We start from the raw sequence: 16,822 nt of genomic DNA, 5'->3' as shown, positions 1-16,822 counted from the left end.
GCTCAGTCCCCGGCGAGGACGGACGCCACGCTCACCTTGGCGCCGTCGCGTTCGGCCGACAGGACGCCGGCCCGCAGCACCGCGAGGAGTTCGAGGGTCTCCTCCGGCCGGACCGGCGGCGTGCCGGTGCGGGCCATCTCCACCGCGGCCCGTGCCTGGCCGGCGTAGAACCCGTCGAAGTCGGCGATCCGGACCGCGTGCATGTCCTGCGCGCCGTACATCGTGAGGTGGAAGCGGTACGCCGCGTCGCGCAGGGTCTGCACCACCGCGGTGGGACCGCCGTCGGCGTAGGACATCACCGCGACGTCCCGGTCGGGCCAGGTGAACCGCTGCACCCACTCCACACCGCCACCGACAGCAGCGAAGAGCTGCTCGACCGCGTGGACGCCGTAGTAGTACCACTCGCCCGGGCCCACGCTCACCACCGACGACAGTGCGCCGAGCTCGGCGATCCGGTCCTTCTCCGCGGCGAGCTCGACGGCGTAGCGCAACGCCGAGGAGCTGGTCACCGGGGTCCCCTTCGCCGCGGCCAGGTCGAACAGCTCCTTCGCCGCGCCGAGGTCGACCGCCATCGGCTTGTCCAGGAAGGCCGGTACGCCCGCCTCGACGAACGGCCGGGCCAGCGGCACGTGGTTGGCGCCGCCGCCGGTGTCGTCGACGACCAGCACCAGGTCGGTGTCGCCGATCCGGTCGGTGGGGTCGTTCACCACCTCGGGGATGTCGTACTTCGCGGCCAGCGTCGGCGCGTCCGGCTGGTCCGCACGCAGCTCACCGCCCCAGACCCAGGTCACCCGGGCGCCCGGTGCGACCTCGCGCTCGTTCAGCAGGCGCGCGAACGCGCTCGCATGGGAGGTGTTGACGCCGACCAGACCAACTCGCAGGTCACTCATGCACTGCCCTTCCCGATGCTGATTCCCTTGAAGTAGAAGAAGTCCGGCGCCGCCCGCAGGTGCAGGTCATGCACCTTCGGCGCGACGGCGAACATCGCGGAGTTCCACAACAAGGGAACGTAGAGGAACTGCTGGTCGCGTAGCTTCGCGGCCTCCTTGAACAGCTTCAGCTGCTCGTCCTCGTCGCGGGTGGCCGAGGCCTGCTCGACGAGCTGGCCGAGCCGCTTGGACTCGGGGCTGGCCTTGTCCGCCAGCATCGCGTCGAGCTCGGCGTTGCGCTTGGCCGGGCTGAGCTTGGTGTCGCTCTCCACCTGCTGGTACGCAGCCCAGTCGGCGGCGGGCAGGCTGATCTTCTGCACGTCCTTGGGTCCCCACAGGACGCCGACCATCACCGGCCAGGTGTGCAGGCCGGCGAACGTGCCGAAGTAGAAGCCGATGTAGTCGTCGGCCTGCACCGCCCACCGGCGCTCGACGTAGACGCCGGCCTCCACGATGTCGGCCTTGGCCTTGATGCCGAGGTTCTTCTGCCAGGCCTGCACGAGCGCGTCGATGATCGGCGACTGGACACCGGCGAGGATGCGGACGGTCGGCAGGCCCTTGCCGCCGGGGTAGCCCGCGTCGGCGAGCAGCTTCTTCGCCTGCGCGACGTCGTCCTTGATGGCCAGGCTCGAGTCCCAGCCGGGCACGTTGTCGACGACCAGCGAGGTGCCCTGCGCCATGCCCGGGCCGATCTTGGTCAGGTCCGCGCGCCCGGCCGCCAGCGACAGCGCCTTGCGTACGCGTACGTCGTCCAGGGCGGGATTCTTGCTGCGCAGCTTGGCGAGATAGACGATGGAGTACTTCTCCACCGCGTGCACCTGCTTGGCGAGCGTGGGGTCCTTCTGGAAGCGGATCGCGTCGGCGTCGGCGATGCCCACCATGTCGACCTCGCCGTTCTCGTACGGCACGGTCGCGGTCCCGGTGGCCACCGCCTCCTGCAGGTTGATCTCGATCCGGGACAGGAACACCTTGCCCTTGTCCCAGTAGTGCTCGTTGGGCACGAGGACCATCGAGGCGTTCTGCGTCCACTTCGACAGCTTGAACGGGCCGTTGGAGACGAGGTTGCCGGCGTTCTGCCAGCCCTTGGGGTCCTTCTCCACGCTGTCCATGTGCAGCGGGAGCATCGACGGGTGGGTGAGCCCGAGGAGGAAGCCCGCGTTGGGGTTCTCCAGGGTGATGACGAGCTCGTGGTCCCCACTGGCCTTCACCCCGACCTTCGACCAGTCGGTCAGCGTGCCGGCGAGGAACTCCGCGGCTCCCTTGATGCCGGTGGCCGCCTGGTAGGAGTTGGCGCCCATCGTGGTGCCGCCGGCCGAGGCCTGGCTCGGGGTGAACAACCGCTTGAGCGTGCGCTCGAAGTCCGACGCAACCACCGGGTCGCCGTTGGACCACTTGGCGTTCGTGCGCAGCGTGAAGGTGTAAGTGAGGCCGTCAGGGGACATCGACCACTTCTCGGCCACCGCAGGGACGACGTCGGTGCCCTGGTCGTTCTGGGAGACCAGGCCCTCGAAGATGCCGCGCAGGGACAGCCACATGCCGTCGGTGATGACCTGCGGGTCGAGGACGGCGAAGTTGTTGAAGCCCAGCCGCAGCACCTGCTTGGGCTTGCCGCCGCCGGCGTTGCCCGCGTCGGCGGCGTCGGCGGGTCCGGGGTCGGAGCTGTCGGAGAAGACCGAGCAGCCGGTCAGGGCACCCGCACCGGCGGCGAGGGTGAGGAAGCTGGCGCCGCGCAACAGGTCGCGCCGGGTGGGACCGGACACCGGCGCGCCGGGGGAGCGAAAACGCTCGAACATGGGTGCCCCCAGGGGGAAGGGATTCAGCGATCTTGGAGAATTCCGGTCCTGACCGTAGGACCCCCTCTCCGCCGCTGTCAATGGCGGATCCTCGGACGTAACGCAACTGTCGCGAGCAGGTCGAGGTGAACGTCGACGACGGCGTCCGGCAACTGGTGCGGGAATGCCGTACGAAGGGAGCCTCGGCGCGTCGTTCCGGACCGGACGTTGACGCGGGAACGCCCGCTAGATACGGTCTCGACCGTAATGCCGGTGCAGGCCGGCGGTGAGGAAAGGAAGACAACGGTGTTCGAGTCCGACGACGACCTGGAACGGCGGTTGGCCGAACCCCCACCGCGGTTGGTCACCGACCTCGCCGAGCTGACCGGCGACCTGGTGGTGCTCGGCGCCGGCGGCAAGATGGGCCCGAGCCTGTGCCACCTCGCCCGGCGCGGCCTGGACGCCGCGGGACGCACCGACGTCGACGTGATCGCGGTGTCCCGCTGGAGCGACCGCGAGGTCGAGAAGCGGCTGCGCGACCGCGGTGTCCGTACGGTCTCCTTCGACCTGTCCCCCGACGCCGACCTCACCGACCTGCCCGACGCGGGCAACGTCGTCTACATGGTGGGCGCGAAGTTCGGCTCCTCCGCCGATCCCGCGCAGACGTGGGCGGTCAACGCGTTCCTGCCGGTGGCGGTCGCCCGCCGCTACGCGGATGCGCGGATCGCGGCGTTCTCCACCGGCAACGTCTATCCGCTGGTCCCGGTCACCGCCGGCGGGTGCACCGAGTCCGACCCGCCTGACCCGGTGGGCGAGTACGCCATGTCGTGCCTGGGCCGCGAGCGCGCGTTCGCCTACGCCAGTTCCCGGCACGGCACCAGGGTGGCCCTGCTCCGGCTCAACTACGCGGTCGACCTGCGCTACGGCGTCCTCGCCGACATCGCCCGCTCGGTGCGGGCCGGTGAGCCGGTCGACGTCACCACCGGGCACGTCAACGTCGTCTGGCAGGCGTACGCCAACGAGGTCGCCCTCCGGTCGCTGCTCCACGCGTCCAGCCCCGCACTCACCCTCAACCTGACCGGGCCGGAAACCCTGTCCGTACGCCGGGTCGCGGCGAGGTTCGGCGAACTGTTCGGCGTCGAGCCGCACTACTCCGGCACCGAGGCGCCCACCGCGCTGCTGTCGGACGCGTCCCGCTGCCACGCGCTGTTCGGCTACCCCGAGATCTCCGCCGGCGCGCTGGTCGAGGCGCAGGCGGCGTGGGTCGCCGCGGGCGGCACGCTGTGGGACAAGCCGACGAAGTTCCAGCGACGGGACGGACGGTTCTGATGGCAGCAACTCTCCCGGCCGCGCAGGCGCGGTTGATCGCCGACGGCTGCGTGATTCCGGCGCACCCGCTGGCCCTCACCGCCGACCGGACCTTCGACGAACGCCGCCAGCGCGCCCTCACCCGCTACTACGCCGCGGCGGGCGCGGGCGGGGTGGCGGTCGGCGTCCACACCACGCAGTTCACGATCAGGTCCGCCGGCCTGCTCGAACCCGTCCTCGACCTGACCCGGGAGACACTCGACGAGGCGGTCGCCGGCCGGCCGTTCCTGCGCGTCGCCGGCGCCGTCGGCGACGTACGCCAGGCGGTGCGCGAGGCCGAGCTCGCCGCCCGGCTCGGCTACCACGCCGTCCTCCTCGGCCCGGCCGGTCCCGACCTGGACGAACAGGACCTCCTGCTGCGGGCCAAGGCCGTCGGCGAGGTGCTGCCGGTGTTCGGGTTCTACCTGCAGGAGGCCGTGGGTGGGAGGTACCTCTCCCGGCAGTTCTGGCGGGAGCTCGCCGACCTGCCGTGCGTGGTGGCCGCCAAGCTCGCGCCGTTCGACCGCTACCGCACGATGGAGGCCGTACGCGGGATCGCCGAGGCCGACCGGGGCGGCGAGGTCGCGCTCTACACCGGCAACGACGACACCATCGTCACCGACCTGCTGGCGCCGATCTCGGCACAGGTCGGTGGCCAGGTGGTGCAGCGCCGCATCGTCGGCGGGCTGCTCGGGCAGTGGGCGGTGTGGACCCAGCGGGCGGTGCGGATGCTGGAGCAGGTACGCCGGGCCTGGGCCGGCGACGACGGCGAGCTGCGGGCGCTACTGGCGGAAAGCACCCGGCTGACCGAGGCCAACGCCGCGGTGTTCGACGCCACCGGCGGCTTCGCCGGCTGCATCGCGGGCGTGCACGAGGTGCTTCGGCGACAGGGTCTGCTGGCCGGGACCTGGTGCCTCGATCCGCACGAACGCCTCTCCCCCGGCCAGGCCGAGGAGATCGCCCGGGTCTGCGCCGCCTACCCCGAGCTCACCGACGACGAGTTCGTCGCCGAGCACCTGGACGACTGGTTGCGCTGAGTTTTCGGCGCGGCCGGTGCGGCCTGCCGGCACAGATCTGCCGGTCAGCCCAGCTCAACGTGGTAGACGACCGGCGGGCGGCCCATCTGGCCCTCGTTCAGGGTGCCGACGGGTACCGCCGCGCCGGCGCGCTCCAGCCGCTTGAGCAGCCGGCGCGCGCTGCGCTCCTGGATCTCGAACGCCAGGGCGAGTTCGGTCGCGGTGACCCGGCCCTCCTCCACGCCCTCCAGGAACTGCCGCAGCGACTGCAGCGTCGCCCGGCTCATGCCCAGCCGCTGGGCGAGCCGGCCGAGGTCGGTCGGGCCGGCGCCCTCGGCGGGTTCGCCGACGGCGAGGATGATGTCGGCGTCGTGGGGCGCGGCGAGGACGGCGGCGACGTCACCCTGTGCGCGGGCCCGGGCCAGTGCGCGCGAGGCGTGGGCGGCCGCCTCCCCCGCCGAACGCCCGATGCCGAGTCCGACGTGCACGTGGTCGTGGCGCTCGGCCAGCCGGCCGAGGAACGGCGCGGCGCGGAACCCGTCGGTGACCCGTTCCAGCGGGCCGCGCGTGGTCACCAGCAGATAGCGTTCGGCGTCGATCCGCACCACCGCGCCGCCGAGTTCGCCGAGGTCGCGTTCGAGCGCCGGGTCGGCCTCGGCCAGCTCCACGAACCCCAACGCCACCTGCGCGTCGGAGTGGTGCGCGTTCCGGGTCTGCAGAACGAGGTCGTCCACCGCGTCGCGGATGTCGCGCGGTGAGGGCGCGAGGCGTACCACCGGCATCTCCTTGCGGAGCACGTCGTACGCCGATCGCAGGCAGGTCACCGCGACCGTGGCGCCTTCCTCCTCCCGCGCCTGCCGGTGGAACGCCACCACGTCGCGGGACCGGACCTCCGGCGCGTAGACCATCGTGCGGGCGGCGTCCGCGGCCAGGCCCGCCTCGGCCAGTGTCTCGCGTACCTCCAGCGGGTCGAGGGTGTCGATGCTGATCCTGGTCAGGTCGCGGCCCTCCCGGCCGAGCCGGAACAACGCCGCCAGCAGGGTGAGGCCGCTGTAGGACACGTGACCGGCCGGCGCACCGGCCGCGTGCTCGGCGTCGGCGATCGCGTGCGGCACAACGCCGGTGAACAGCCAGGCGTCCACCTCGTCGGCGTGCTCGCGCAGGATCCGGGCGGTCTCCTGTTCCTGCCGGTACGGCAGCCGCACCGCCCGCAGGGCCGGTGTCGCCTCGGCCACCGCCGCCACCCGGGGCACCAGGTCGGCCGGGCCCACGATCCCGAAGACCAGGGTCCGATCCGGGCGCGGTGCCACCCTCCGGCCCTGGTCGGGGCGTGCCGTGGACGGCCGCTGGGGTGTCTTCATGGCGCGTACGTTACGGCCTGCGCCGGAACCCCGCCCGCACTCCCGGCCGGTGGGCCGGTGCCGGCTATTTTCGAAGACGGCACGCCCATCGGCATCCGGCCCCGGACAGGGCAGACTCGGGACCATGACCAGCAGTCCGAGATCGCCCGGAAACCCGGCGCCCGGCGCGGCCACGGCCGTCGCACAGGTGCGCGACCTGCTGCGCGGCGGGCTCGTCGCCGCGACACTCACGCCGTTCCACCCCGACGGCACCGTGGCCCGCTCGGCCGTCGCGCCGTACGCCGCCGCGCTCACCGACGGAGGCGCGCGTGGCCTCGCGGTCGGCGCGCACACCGGCCGCGGTGTCCACCTCCCCGCCGACGACCTGACCTACCTGGTCCGCGAGAGCGCACAGGCCACCGGGGCGCCCGTCGTGGCCGGTCTGTCGTTGCCGACCGGCGCCGGCAACCCGGACGAACTCGTCGCCCTCGGCGCCCGGCTGCGTGACGCCGGCGCCCGGGCGCTGCTGGTGTCCCCCGTGCCGTACGCCGACCGGGCCGCGACCGTCGACCTGCACGTCCGGCTCGGCGAGGAGGTCGGTCTCCCGCTGGTGGCGTTCGTGTTGTACGAGCGCGCGAGCCGCCTGCAGTACGACGTGGGTACGCTCGCTGAGCTCCTCGCGCTGCCGTGGGTGTGCGGTGTCAAGCTGGCCTTGCTGGACGACGCGATGGCCTGTCAGGACCTGCTCGAGGTGACCACCGCCACGGCCCCGGACGCGCTGGTGTTCACCGGCGAGGACCGGATGTACGGCCCGTCGCTGATGTGGGGAGCCCAGGCCGCGCTGCTCGGGATCGCCGCCGCGCTGCCCGCGTGGTCGGCCGCCGTCCTGGACACCTGGACGCGCGGCGACCTCGCGGAGTTCGTCCGCGCTTCCGAGAGGCTGGACGCCCTTGCCCGGTTGACGTTCCGGGAACCGATGGAGGGCTACGTCCAGCGGATGGCCTGGGTGGCGGCATGGCAGGGCCTGCTGCCCGCCGACGTCGCGTTCGACCCGTACGCCCCGGTGCTGCCCGCCGGTGAACGCGCCTCCCTGCTCAAGCAGCTGGAAGCCCTCGCCGGCTGAGCGCCCGCACACGCGCGGGCGCTCGCGGGCGCTCGGAGCCTCAGACCTCCACGACCACCGGAATGATCATCGGCCGGCGGCGGTGGGTGTCACTCACCCACTTGCCGATGGTGCGCCGGATCAGCTGCTGCAGCTGATAGGTGTCGTCCACGCCGTCGCGGCCGGCCCGGTCCAGCGCGTCGGAGATCTTCTCCAGCACCGGATCGAAGACCGAGTCGTCCTCGGCGAAGCCACGGGCCTTGATCTCCGGTCCCCCGGTCACCTTCCCGGTCACCGAGTCGACCACCACGATGACGGAGATGAAGCCCTCCTCGCCGAGGATGCGGCGGTCCTTCAGAGACGTCTCGGTGATGTCGCCCACGGTCGAGCCGTCGACGTAGACGTAGCCGCAGTCGACCTTCCCGGCGATCCTGGCGACACCGTCGATCAGGTCGACCACCACTCCGTCCTCGGCGAGCACGACGCGTTCGCGCGGCACCCCGGTGGACACCGCGAGGTCGGCGTTGGCGCGCATGTGCCGGATCTCGCCGTGCACCGGCATGACGTTGCGGGGGCGGATGATGTTGTAGCAGTACAGCAGCTCACCTGCGGACGCGTGACCGGACACGTGCACGAGCGCGTTCCCCTTGTGCACCACGTTGGCGCCCCACCGCGACAGCCCGTTGATCACGCGGTAGACGGCGTTCTCGTTGCCGGGGATCAGCGACGACGCCAGTACGACCGTGTCGCCGACCTCGATCCGGATCTGCGGGTGGTCGCGGGCGGCGATGCGGGACAGCGCCGACAGCGGCTCGCCCTGCGAACCGGTGGAGATCAGTACAACCTCGTTGGGCTCGTACTTGTCCACCTCGCGTACGTCGATCACGGTGTTCGGCGGCACCCGCAGGAACCCCAGGTCGCTGGCGATACCCATGTTGCGGACCATCGACCGCCCGACGTAGGCCACCTTGCGGCCGTGCTCGACGGCGGCGTCCATCACCTGCTGGACGCGGTGCACGTGCGAGGCGAAGCAGGCGACGATGATCCGGCGGTCGGCCCGGGCGAACACCCGGTCGATCGTGGGGGTGATGTCGCGCTCGGAGACAGTGAAGCCGGGCATCTCGGCGTTGGTGGAGTCGACCAGGAAGAGGTCGACGCCCTCCTCGCCGAGCCGGGCGAACGCCCGCAGGTCGGTGAGCCTGCGGTCCAGCGGAAGCTGGTCCATCTTGAAGTCACCGGTGTGCAGGACGGTCCCCGCGCCGGTGCGGATGGCCACCGCCAGCGCGTCCGGGATCGAGTGGTTGACCGACACGAACTCCAGGTCGAACGGGCCGAACCGGGTCCGCTGGCGTTCGCGGACGACGTGGTGCGGTACGTCCTTCAGCCGGTGCTCGCGCAGCTTGCCGTCCAGCAGCGCCAGGGTGAGCTGGGAACCGACGACCGGGATGTCGGGACGCTCGCGCAGGAGGTACGGCACGGCGCCGATGTGGTCCTCGTGCCCGTGGGTGAGGACGAGCGCCTCGATGTCGTCCAGGCGGTGCCGGATCGGCTCGAAGTCGGGCAGGATCAGGTCGACGCCGGGGTGCTTGTCCTCGGGGAAGAGCACGCCGCAGTCGACGATCAGCAGCCGGCCGTCGTGCTCGAAGACCGTCATGTTGCGGCCGATCTCGCCGAGACCGCCGAGAGGGGTGACGCGGAGCGCGCCGGGAGGAAGCTGGGCAGGGGCGCCGAGATCGGGGTGCGGGTGGCTCATGAGGTGAGTCCAGCCGCCCGCAGGTCGGCTTCCAGACCCCGGATCTGGTCCTCCGTGGCGGGAACCAGCGGAGGTCGGACAGTACGGCCGGGCAGGACGCCCAGCACTTCGAGCGCGGCCTTGGCCATGATCGCTCCTTGGGTTCGGGTCATGATCGCCTGGAACGCCGGGACCAGGCGGCGGTCGATCGCCCGGGCCGACGCGAGATCACCCGCGTCGACGGCGGCAAGCATGTCGGCGTACTCCCTGGCCGCGACGTGCGCGACGACGCTCACCACGCCGACGGCGCCGGTCGCCAGCAGGGCGAGGTTCCACTCGTCGGACCCGCTGTAGTAGGCGAGATCGGAGCGCGCCAGCACGGCGGTGGTGCCGGCGATGTCGCCCTTCGCGTCCTTCACCGCGACGATCCGGTCGTGCTCGGCGAGCCGGATCAGCGTCTCGGTCGCGATCGCGGTGCCGGTGCGGCCCGGGATGTCGTACAGCATCACCGGCAGGCCGGTGGAGTCGGCGACGGTGCTGAAGTGCGCCAGCAGGCCTTCCTGCGGGGGCTTGTTGTAGTACGGCGTCACCACGAGCAGGCCGTGCGCGCCGGCCTTCTCGGCCTGGACCGACAGCTCGACCGCGTGCCGGGTGTCGTTGGTGCCGGTACCGGCGAGGACGGTCGCCCGGTCGCCGACCGCCTCCACGACCGCCCGCAGCAGCGCGTCCTTCTCGGCTTCGCTGGTGGTGGGCGACTCTCCGGTGGTGCCACTGACCACCAGGCCGTCGTTGCCGGAGTCGACCAGGTGGGAGGCCAGGCGCTGCGCGGCGGGAAGGTCGAGGTCGCCACCGGCGGTGAACGGCGTGACCATCGCGGTGAGGACGCGGCCGAGGGGGGCGCGGGGCGCCTCGGCTGGCGTTGAGCTGGGAGCCATGAGACCTCACGCTACCGGTCGGGGGTTGACCGGCGGAGCCGGTGGCGGCACGAACAGCCGCGATCTCCGCTACTCTCGGCGTGTGAACATCGCGCCGGTCCTGTTCAGCACGACGACGCCGCAGTCGCTTCCCGCGACGCGGCGGCCTCGTCCCGACGATCTTTTCTCGACGATCAGTCGGTAACACGGCCCACGCGGACCGCCCGGGAGCACTTCCCGGGCCGTCCAGCACTCGGGGTGCTCCCTCCCTCACCCGAAGGAGACGAACCCCGATGTACGAATCCCAGTCCCGGCCGAAGTCACTCGACCAGGTTCACGACGTTCCCGGCGAACCGGTCGAACCGTTCGAACCCGGACAACCCGGCGCGCCCGGTGAGTCCCGGCAGGACGAACCGGTCGACCACCGCCGGCTCGGCCGCGACCTCGACATCTTCACCGGCGACGAACTCGTCGGCGCCGGCTTCCCGCTCTGGCTGCCCGACGGCGCCGCCGTCGTCGCCGAACTCGAGCGCTACGTCCTCGACCTGGAACGCCGCCAGGGCTACCGGCACGTGCGTACCCCCGCCGTGGGCAAGCGCGCGCTGTACGAACGCTCCGGACACTGGCAGCACTTCGGGCCGGACATGTTCCCGCCCTTCCGGGTGGGCGGTGAGGACCTCGTCCTGCGGCCCGTGTTGTGCCCGCACCACGCCCTGGTCTACCGCTCCCGGCTGCGCAGCCACCGGGAGCTGCCGCTGCGGATCGGCGAGGTCGGGTCGATGTACCGGATGGAGCGGTCCGGGGTGGTGGGCGGCCTCACCAGGGTGCGGGGCATCACCCTGAACGACGCGCACATCTTCTGCCCGCCGGAGGAGGCCGCGCGGGAGGCGGTGCGGGCGCTGGCGATGATCGACGAAGCGTACGACGTGCTCGGCATCCGCGCGGCGTACCACCGGCTGTCCCTGCCCGGCCCGCCCGAGGAGGGCAAGTCCTACGCGGGCGAGCCGTCGATGTGGGAGCGGGCCGAGGCGATCCTGCGGGACGCGCTGGACCAGCACGGCGTGCGGGTGCGCGAGGTGCGGGGCGAGGCGGCGTTCTACGGCCCGAAGATCGACGTCCAGGTGTACGACGCGCACGGGCGGGAGTTCACCTTGTCGACCGTGCAGGTGGACCTCTTCCAGCCGGAGCGGTTCGACCTGGAGTACGTCGCTCCCGACGGCAGCCGGCGCCGGCCGGCGATGGTGCACCGGAGCGTGCTGGCGTCGATGGAACGCATGATGGCCTACCTGCTGGAGGCGCACGCCGGTGCACTCCCGCCGTGGCTCGCGCCGGTGCAGGTGCTCGTCCTCCCGGTGAGCCCGGAACAGGCGGAGGCGGCCCGGGCGGTGGCGCAGCGGGCCGAGGGGGCGGGCCTGCGGGTGGACGTGGACGACCGCGACGAGAGCCTGGGCGCGCGGGTGCGGGCCGCTCGCCCGCGCCGGGTGCCTTACCTCGCGGTGGTCGGCGGGCGGGAGGCCGAGGCAGGCACCGTGGCGGTCCGGCTGCGGGACGACCGCCGGCTACCGGCGATGCCGGTCGACGCCTTCGTCGACGCCGTGGCGTCGGTCGTCGCCGACCGGCGCCTCGACCTCGGGCTCACCGACTGAGCGGGTCATCCGCGCCCGCTCGGCAAGCCGGAGGAGAAGTCGCGTAGCGGTGTTCTATGCGCGACGACGACGCGGCCGGGCGGGATGCGGGGGCCCGCTCAGGGGGACACCCGGCCGTTGCGGACGAAGGCCGCGTGGCTGAGTGGCATCAACCCCGCCCAGGCCGCCTCCATCCGCTCCGCCACCATCTCGATCTCGCGCTGCGGGTAGGACGGGACCGCGGACTCCTCCCGGTTGGTGCGCAGCGACAGGATGTTCATCAGCGAGCGGGCGTTGACGGTGACGTAGGCCGAGGAGTAGATCGTGAGCGGCAACACGATCCTGGCCACCTCGCGGGCGACGCCCGCCGCGAGCATGCGCTGGTAGGACGCGTAGGCCCGGGTGCACTGCTCGCGGGTCTCGCGTTCGACCAGCGCGTGCTGCTCCGGAGTGCCGGACACGAACTGGTAGTGGCCGGGCTTGCCCTCCTGCACCAGCCTGCGCTCGGGACCGGGGACGTAGAACACCGGCCGCAGCTCGCGGTAACGCCCGGACTCCTCGTTATAGGAGGCGATCCGGTGCCGCATCAGCTCGCGGAAGACGAAGATCGGCGCGTGCACGTAGAAGGTCATCGAGTTGTGCTCGAAGGGGCTGCCGTGCCGGGACCGCATGAGGTAGTTGATCAGGCCGCGGGACCGCTCGGCGTCGGCCTCCACGTCGTCCAGGGACTGCTCGCCCTTGGTCGACACCCGGGCCGCGAAGAGCACGTCGGCGTCGCGGGCGGCCGACCGGACCAGCTCGACCGACACGTCGTCGCGGAACTCCGCCTCCGCGCCGTCGGCTTCTGCGGCCACCGGCTCGCTCCTCTCCCCCGTCACGGCCTGGTCATCCGTCCGTGCGTCCACGTCGGTCGCCGCCGTCGCACCACCCATGCCTGTTCCTCCCGGGAAGTCGTGTGCCGGATGTCGTGAACTGTCCCGTTCACGCCCGACCCGCGTCAGCTTAGGGTGCCGCTCCGACAGGGCGGGGACCCGCGCCGGGTCGGCCACCGGCGCCCGCCAGACCTCGCGAACCCACCCGAACCCCTCGCTGACCAGGCGTTTCCGCATATCTGAACTTTCATCGAACTGTAACGACTACTTTCCGGTTATCACTTGTCACTCTTCTCACATAGGAGTACCCAGAACCCAAGGCCCCGGAAGTCAACACCCCCGGGACCCCTTGGAGGGCGTCCATGGAGACGTCGCAGAGCACCGGGCCCGCACGCTTCGGCGGCCCACCGAACGGCGCCGTCGACCCGCGCCACGGCCCCGTGCTCGTCTCACCAGTTCGTTCCACCCCCAGCCCCACCCAGACCGGCCGCCGGGCCCGCACCGGCGTACCCGCAGGCGACCGGAATCCCCGATCCACCGGACCGCCCACGGAAACGCCCACGGGGGAACCATGCCTGTTCACCAGCCCCTCGACCTGACCGACCTCGATCGGATGCTGACCGGAGCCGGCACGTCCTGGGAGATGGCGCGCAACCCGATGACGGCACTGTCGGAGAGCGAGCGCGCCGGTCGGGTTCGCGTCCCGCTGCCGAGGCCCCGTGCGGCCGGGGCCGGGCCGGGCGGGCGCCGGGGCACCGTGCCGGCGACGCGCGTCCCTCCGGCTCCGCGCTCCGGGGACGGGCCGACCGGAGCGGGCGGCGACGCCGACGACGCGGGCCACTTCGACCTACGTGACGTGGGCGGCGTCGACTACACCACTCCGGTCAAGGACCAGGGACCCTGCGGCAGCTGTGCGGCGTTCGCGACGCTCGCGGCCGTCGAGCACGTCGCGCGGTTCACCAGGCGGATGCCCGACCTGCCGCTGGATCTGTCCGAGGCACACGCGTTCCACGGTTACGGCCGGTCCGACGGCGCGGGCGCGGACACCGGATGGTGGCCGGGCCGGCTGCTGCCGTCGGTGACGGAGTACGGCGTGGCGTTCGAGGACTGCTTTCCGTACTCCCCGAACGACGCCGACGACGCGGGCCTGGACCCCGGCTGGCTCGACCGGCGGGTGCGGGTCACCGGCTTCACCCGGATCGGCGCCGGCCCGGGTGCGATCAAGGAGCATCTGCGCACCTACGGCGCCGTCATCGCGTGCCTCGTGGTGTACCAGGACTTCTTCAGCTACCGGTCGGGTGTCTACCGGCACCTGTCCGGTGCGGCGACCGGCGGTCACTGCGTCGTACTGGTCGGCTACGACGACGCCCAACAGTGCTGGATCGCCAAGAACAGCTGGGGAACCGGCTGGGGCGAGCAGGGATTCTTCCGGATCGGCTACGGCGAGTGCGACATCGAGTCCTACCCCGGTCCCGGTGGTGCCGAGGTCTACGGCATCACCGGCGTCACCCTGCGCGCCCTGCTACCGGAGATGACGGTCCTCGCCCTGTGGGCGGGCGAGGACGACACCCACGTGTGGGTGTACGGCGCCGACCGCGGCTGGCTCAGCCTCGACGGAGCCGACATGGCGTCGGAGCACCCGCTGCTGGCGGAGCTCGCGACGTCCCAGGCCCTCGGGCGGCCGGTCCGGTTGTTCGAGGACGACGGACGCATCACCTCGCTCCATCCTTCGTGAGGATCTGCACATGGCGACCACTTTCACCGAAGGAAGCTCCGCACGGGCTCCCGTTCCACGGACGGCGGCGACCTCGGCGGTCAGCGCCCCGGGCACCCGCCCCGAGCCGTCGTTCACTCCCCCGCTGGTGCCGCCGCCGCGGCGCCGGGCGGGCGACGTCACCGAGGCCGACCTGGCCGCCGCGACCGGGGGCGCCCAGACCGGCGCCCCGGCCGGCGGGCGGGGCGGGCACTGGCACGCGAACGTCCGCGTCGAGGCGTACCGGCCGGCGGAGGGGCCGGGCACGCCGTGGCTGTTCCTGCGCGGGCCCGGCTGGCGGCGGCTCCCCCGCGCGCACGAGCACGCCGGCACGGTGCTGGCGTTCCTGGGCGCGCAGGCGCACCGCACCGGCCGGCCGGTCAGCGTCTGCGAGGACGCGGAGGGAGTGATCCGGCAGATCTACCTGTGGTGAACGGCCAGGACATGCCCTGGTGAGCACCCGCCGCGCCGGCCGGTCCCGGTGGTCGGGCCGTACGGCGGGCGGGTGCTCAGGCCACGTGGACGCCGCAGGTGGACAGGGCCGGGGCACAGTGCTGTCGTGGACCGCGTCAGGAGCTCGCGGGCTCGGCGCGTACCTCGACCTCGAAGCGTTCCAGCGAACTCGTCTCCCACGAGCGGCTGAGGACGAGCTCGGCCGCGCCCAGTCCGGGGGCGACGACGGCGAGCCGGACCAGCCGCTGCCCGCCCGCGCCGACCGGTGCCACACCGGGGCCTGCGCCGGGAAGCGCCAGCTCCGACGACACCACCTCCAACGGCCCGGACACGCGTTCGACGCTCCACTGGTAGCCCGTGGTGGCGTTCTCCGGCAACTGCACGAGGATCTCGTCGCCGACGGCCGCGACGGTCGACGTCCCGGTCTTCGTGACCACGATCTCGGCGATGGCGCCCACCCCCTGACTGCGAGGTCGGATGAGTCAGCTCGGCAGGTGCTGGCCCACGCCACAGATCGGCCGGGTGCCGTCGAACTGCACACGTCAATTGGTTCCTTTGGCCGCTCACCATAGTGCTTGGCCAGGCGTGCGCGGGGGTTATCAACAGGCTCGTTCGGTCGGATCCTGATCAGGGACGGATCATGCCCGACTCGTCTCCCGTCAGGCCCGGATGCCGGCCACGCCTTCGAGCAGTCGGTCGACGTCGGACCGGTCGGTGTAGTGCGCCAGGCTGGCCCGGACGGCGCCGCCGTCGTCGCGCAGGCCGAGCACGGCGGCGAGCTCCCAGGCGTAGTTGGAGCCGTTGGAGACGTTGACCCGAAGGTCCGCGAGGTGTTCGGCGACCTCGCGCGGTGTGTGGCCGGCGACGGTGAAGTAGGCGGTGGGAGTACGCCGGGCTGCCTTGCCGTAGGTCGTCACGTGCGGCATCGCGTCGAGGGAGCCGAGGAGGTGGGCGAACAGGTCCGTTTCGTACGCCTCGACCGCGGCCATCGACGCCAGCAGCCGCGCCCGCCGCGAACCCGCGGCGCCGGCGTCCAGGCAGGCCAGGTGGTCGACGGCGGCGACGGCACCTGCCAGGTCGGCGAACGGCAGCGTGCCCCGCTCGAACCGTCCGGGCGCCTCCTCCGGCGCGGGCAGCAGCCGGTCCGGGCGCACGCCGTCCAGCGCAACCGGGTCGGCGACCACGGCGGCCAGGTGCGGCCCGGACCACTTGTAGGCGCTGGTGGCGTAGAAGTCGGCGCCGAGCGCGCGGACGTCGACGGCGGCGTGCGGCGTGGAGTGCACGCCGTCGACGTAGACCAGCGCCCCGACCGCATGGGCCCGGGCCGCGATGGCGGCGACGTCGGGACGGGTGCCGACGAGGTTGCTCGCACCGGTGACCGCCACCAGGCGGGTGCGGGCACCGAGCAGGTCGTCGTACTGCTCGACCGGCAGCTCACCCGTGGCCGCGTCGACGTCCGCCCAGCGCACCGTGGCCCCGGCGCGTTCGGCGGCCTGGACCCAGGGCCGGACGTTGGCGTCGTGGTCCAGCCGGGACACCACCACTTCCTCACCCGGCCCCCACTGCCGGGCCAGCGCGTCGGCCAGCCGGTAGGTCAGCGCGGTCATGCTCGGGCCGAGGACAACGCCGTCGGGTTCGCCGCCGACGAGGTCGGCCACCGCGCGCCGGCACTCGGCGACGATGCCGTCCGACCGCCGGCTGGTCACCGACGCCCCGCCGACGTTGCTGATCCCCTGGCGGTAGGCGTCGGCGATCGCGTCGATCACCGGCTGCGGCACCTGGGTGCCGCCCGCGCCGTCGAGGAAGGCGTGCCCGTCCGCGAGCGCGGGGTAGGCCGCGCGGATGCCGTCGATGTCGTAGCCGTCGTGAGCGCCGTAAGCCATCTACCCACCGTAGCGGCGTGCTGACGGATCGGACCCGCCCGCTCCCGATTTCCCGCACCCGCTCCACACCGGGACCTCACCCGG

General features: G+C 72.3%; 14 protein-coding genes. 6 read left to right on the top strand and 8 right to left on the bottom strand.

Annotated features, from left to right (window positions below):
• Positions 1-2 precede the first annotated feature (2 nt).
• On the bottom strand, positions 3-890 hold the full coding sequence (locus tag ABZV93_RS15070; protein WP_354935379.1) for a Gfo/Idh/MocA family oxidoreductase: 888 nt from the start codon (positions 888-890) through the stop codon (positions 3-5).
• Positions 887-2,722, bottom strand: a complete 1,836-nt coding sequence (locus ABZV93_RS15065) for a peptide ABC transporter substrate-binding protein (RefSeq protein WP_354935376.1) — start codon at positions 2,720-2,722, stop codon at positions 887-889. The genes ABZV93_RS15070 and ABZV93_RS15065 overlap by 4 nt, the downstream gene beginning before the upstream one ends.
• A gap of 285 nt (positions 2,723-3,007) precedes the next feature.
• On the opposite strand from ABZV93_RS15065, the gene ABZV93_RS15060 reads away from it, so the two are divergent.
• A complete protein-coding gene (locus ABZV93_RS15060; protein WP_354935373.1) occupies positions 3,008-4,030 on the top strand; it encodes an NAD-dependent epimerase/dehydratase family protein in 1,023 nt (340 codons plus the stop codon).
• Positions 4,030-5,085 carry a dihydrodipicolinate synthase family protein gene (locus ABZV93_RS15055; protein WP_354935370.1) on the top strand — a complete coding sequence of 352 codons (1,056 nt, stop codon included), beginning with the start codon at positions 4,030-4,032 and terminating at the stop codon, positions 5,083-5,085. The genes ABZV93_RS15060 and ABZV93_RS15055 overlap by 1 nt, the downstream gene beginning before the upstream one ends.
• Before the next feature lie 44 nt (positions 5,086-5,129).
• Here the strand turns inward: ABZV93_RS15055 and ABZV93_RS15050 are convergent, their stop codons facing one another.
• Entirely contained in the window at positions 5,130-6,425 is a 1,296-nt protein-coding gene (locus ABZV93_RS15050; RefSeq protein ID WP_354935367.1) for a hypothetical protein, read from the bottom strand.
• 124 nt (positions 6,426-6,549) lie between these two features.
• On the opposite strand from ABZV93_RS15050, the gene ABZV93_RS15045 reads away from it, so the two are divergent.
• Complete coding sequence (locus ABZV93_RS15045; protein ID WP_354935364.1) at positions 6,550-7,527, top strand: dihydrodipicolinate synthase family protein; 978 nt, start codon at positions 6,550-6,552, stop codon at positions 7,525-7,527.
• A gap of 40 nt (positions 7,528-7,567) precedes the next feature.
• Here the strand turns inward: ABZV93_RS15045 and ABZV93_RS15040 are convergent, their stop codons facing one another.
• Positions 7,568-9,259, bottom strand: coding sequence for a ribonuclease J (locus ABZV93_RS15040; protein ID WP_354935361.1), 1,692 nt, complete (start codon positions 9,257-9,259; stop codon positions 7,568-7,570).
• A complete protein-coding gene (gene dapA / locus ABZV93_RS15035) occupies positions 9,256-10,173 on the bottom strand; it encodes a 4-hydroxy-tetrahydrodipicolinate synthase (RefSeq protein WP_354935358.1) in 918 nt (305 codons plus the stop codon). Before dapA ends, ABZV93_RS15040 begins: the two co-directional genes overlap by 4 nt.
• A 272-nt stretch (positions 10,174-10,445) precedes the next feature.
• Between dapA and thrS the strand changes: the two genes are divergently transcribed.
• Positions 10,446-11,798, top strand: a complete 1,353-nt coding sequence (gene thrS, locus ABZV93_RS15030; RefSeq protein ID WP_354935355.1) for a threonine--tRNA ligase — start codon at positions 10,446-10,448, stop codon at positions 11,796-11,798.
• A gap of 98 nt (positions 11,799-11,896) precedes the next feature.
• Here thrS and thyX read toward each other — a convergent pair whose 3' ends face one another.
• On the bottom strand, positions 11,897-12,709 hold the full coding sequence (gene thyX, locus ABZV93_RS15025; RefSeq protein WP_354935352.1) for an FAD-dependent thymidylate synthase: 813 nt from the start codon (positions 12,707-12,709) through the stop codon (positions 11,897-11,899).
• 511 nt (positions 12,710-13,220) lie between these two features.
• On the opposite strand from thyX, the gene ABZV93_RS15020 reads away from it, so the two are divergent.
• Together ABZV93_RS15020 and ABZV93_RS15015 are read left to right on the top strand one after the other, a co-directional pair.
• Positions 13,221-14,384, top strand: coding sequence for a C1 family peptidase (locus ABZV93_RS15020; RefSeq protein WP_354935349.1), 1,164 nt, complete (start codon positions 13,221-13,223; stop codon positions 14,382-14,384).
• Between the two features lie 10 nt (positions 14,385-14,394).
• On the top strand, positions 14,395-14,835 hold the full coding sequence (locus ABZV93_RS15015; protein ID WP_354935346.1) for a hypothetical protein: 441 nt from the start codon (positions 14,395-14,397) through the stop codon (positions 14,833-14,835).
• A gap of 136 nt (positions 14,836-14,971) precedes the next feature.
• Here the strand turns inward: ABZV93_RS15015 and ABZV93_RS15010 are convergent, their stop codons facing one another.
• Positions 14,972-15,313 carry a protease inhibitor I42 family protein gene (locus ABZV93_RS15010; protein WP_354935344.1) on the bottom strand — a complete coding sequence of 114 codons (342 nt, stop codon included), beginning with the start codon at positions 15,311-15,313 and terminating at the stop codon, positions 14,972-14,974.
• A gap of 201 nt (positions 15,314-15,514) precedes the next feature.
• Positions 15,515-16,738 (bottom strand): cysteine desulfurase-like protein, encoded by a 1,224-nt coding sequence (locus tag ABZV93_RS15005; protein ID WP_354935342.1) that lies wholly within the window; start codon positions 16,736-16,738, stop codon positions 15,515-15,517.
• Positions 16,739-16,822 lie beyond the last annotated feature (84 nt).

This window comes from Actinopolymorpha sp. NPDC004070, from assembly GCF_040610475.1.
In the GTDB taxonomy this organism is placed as follows: Bacteria; Actinomycetota; Actinomycetes; order Propionibacteriales; family Actinopolymorphaceae; genus Actinopolymorpha.
The sequence above is the reverse complement of the archived record's forward strand: the minus strand, read 5'-3'. Positions and strand labels throughout refer to the sequence as shown.

Coding starts and splice junctions, on each gene's coding strand:
- ABZV93_RS15065 (WP_354935376.1), bottom strand. CDS start 2,722: ATGTTCGAGCGTTTTCGCTCCCCCGGCGCGCCGGTGTCCGGTCCCACC.
- ABZV93_RS15020 (WP_354935349.1), top strand. CDS start 13,221: ATGCCTGTTCACCAGCCCCTCGACCTGACCGACCTCGATCGGATGCTG.
- thrS (WP_354935355.1), top strand. CDS start 10,446: ATGTACGAATCCCAGTCCCGGCCGAAGTCACTCGACCAGGTTCACGAC.
- ABZV93_RS15040 (WP_354935361.1), bottom strand. CDS start 9,259: ATGAGCCACCCGCACCCCGATCTCGGCGCCCCTGCCCAGCTTCCTCCC.
- dapA (WP_354935358.1), bottom strand. CDS start 10,173: ATGGCTCCCAGCTCAACGCCAGCCGAGGCGCCCCGCGCCCCCCTCGGC.
- ABZV93_RS15005 (WP_354935342.1), bottom strand. CDS start 16,738: ATGGCTTACGGCGCTCACGACGGCTACGACATCGACGGCATCCGCGCG.
- ABZV93_RS15050 (WP_354935367.1), bottom strand. CDS start 6,425: ATGAAGACACCCCAGCGGCCGTCCACGGCACGCCCCGACCAGGGCCGG.
- ABZV93_RS15015 (WP_354935346.1), top strand. CDS start 14,395: ATGGCGACCACTTTCACCGAAGGAAGCTCCGCACGGGCTCCCGTTCCA.
- ABZV93_RS15055 (WP_354935370.1), top strand. CDS start 4,030: ATGGCAGCAACTCTCCCGGCCGCGCAGGCGCGGTTGATCGCCGACGGC.
- ABZV93_RS15070 (WP_354935379.1), bottom strand. CDS start 890: ATGAGTGACCTGCGAGTTGGTCTGGTCGGCGTCAACACCTCCCATGCG.
- ABZV93_RS15045 (WP_354935364.1), top strand. CDS start 6,550: ATGACCAGCAGTCCGAGATCGCCCGGAAACCCGGCGCCCGGCGCGGCC.
- thyX (WP_354935352.1), bottom strand. CDS start 12,709: ATGGGTGGTGCGACGGCGGCGACCGACGTGGACGCACGGACGGATGAC.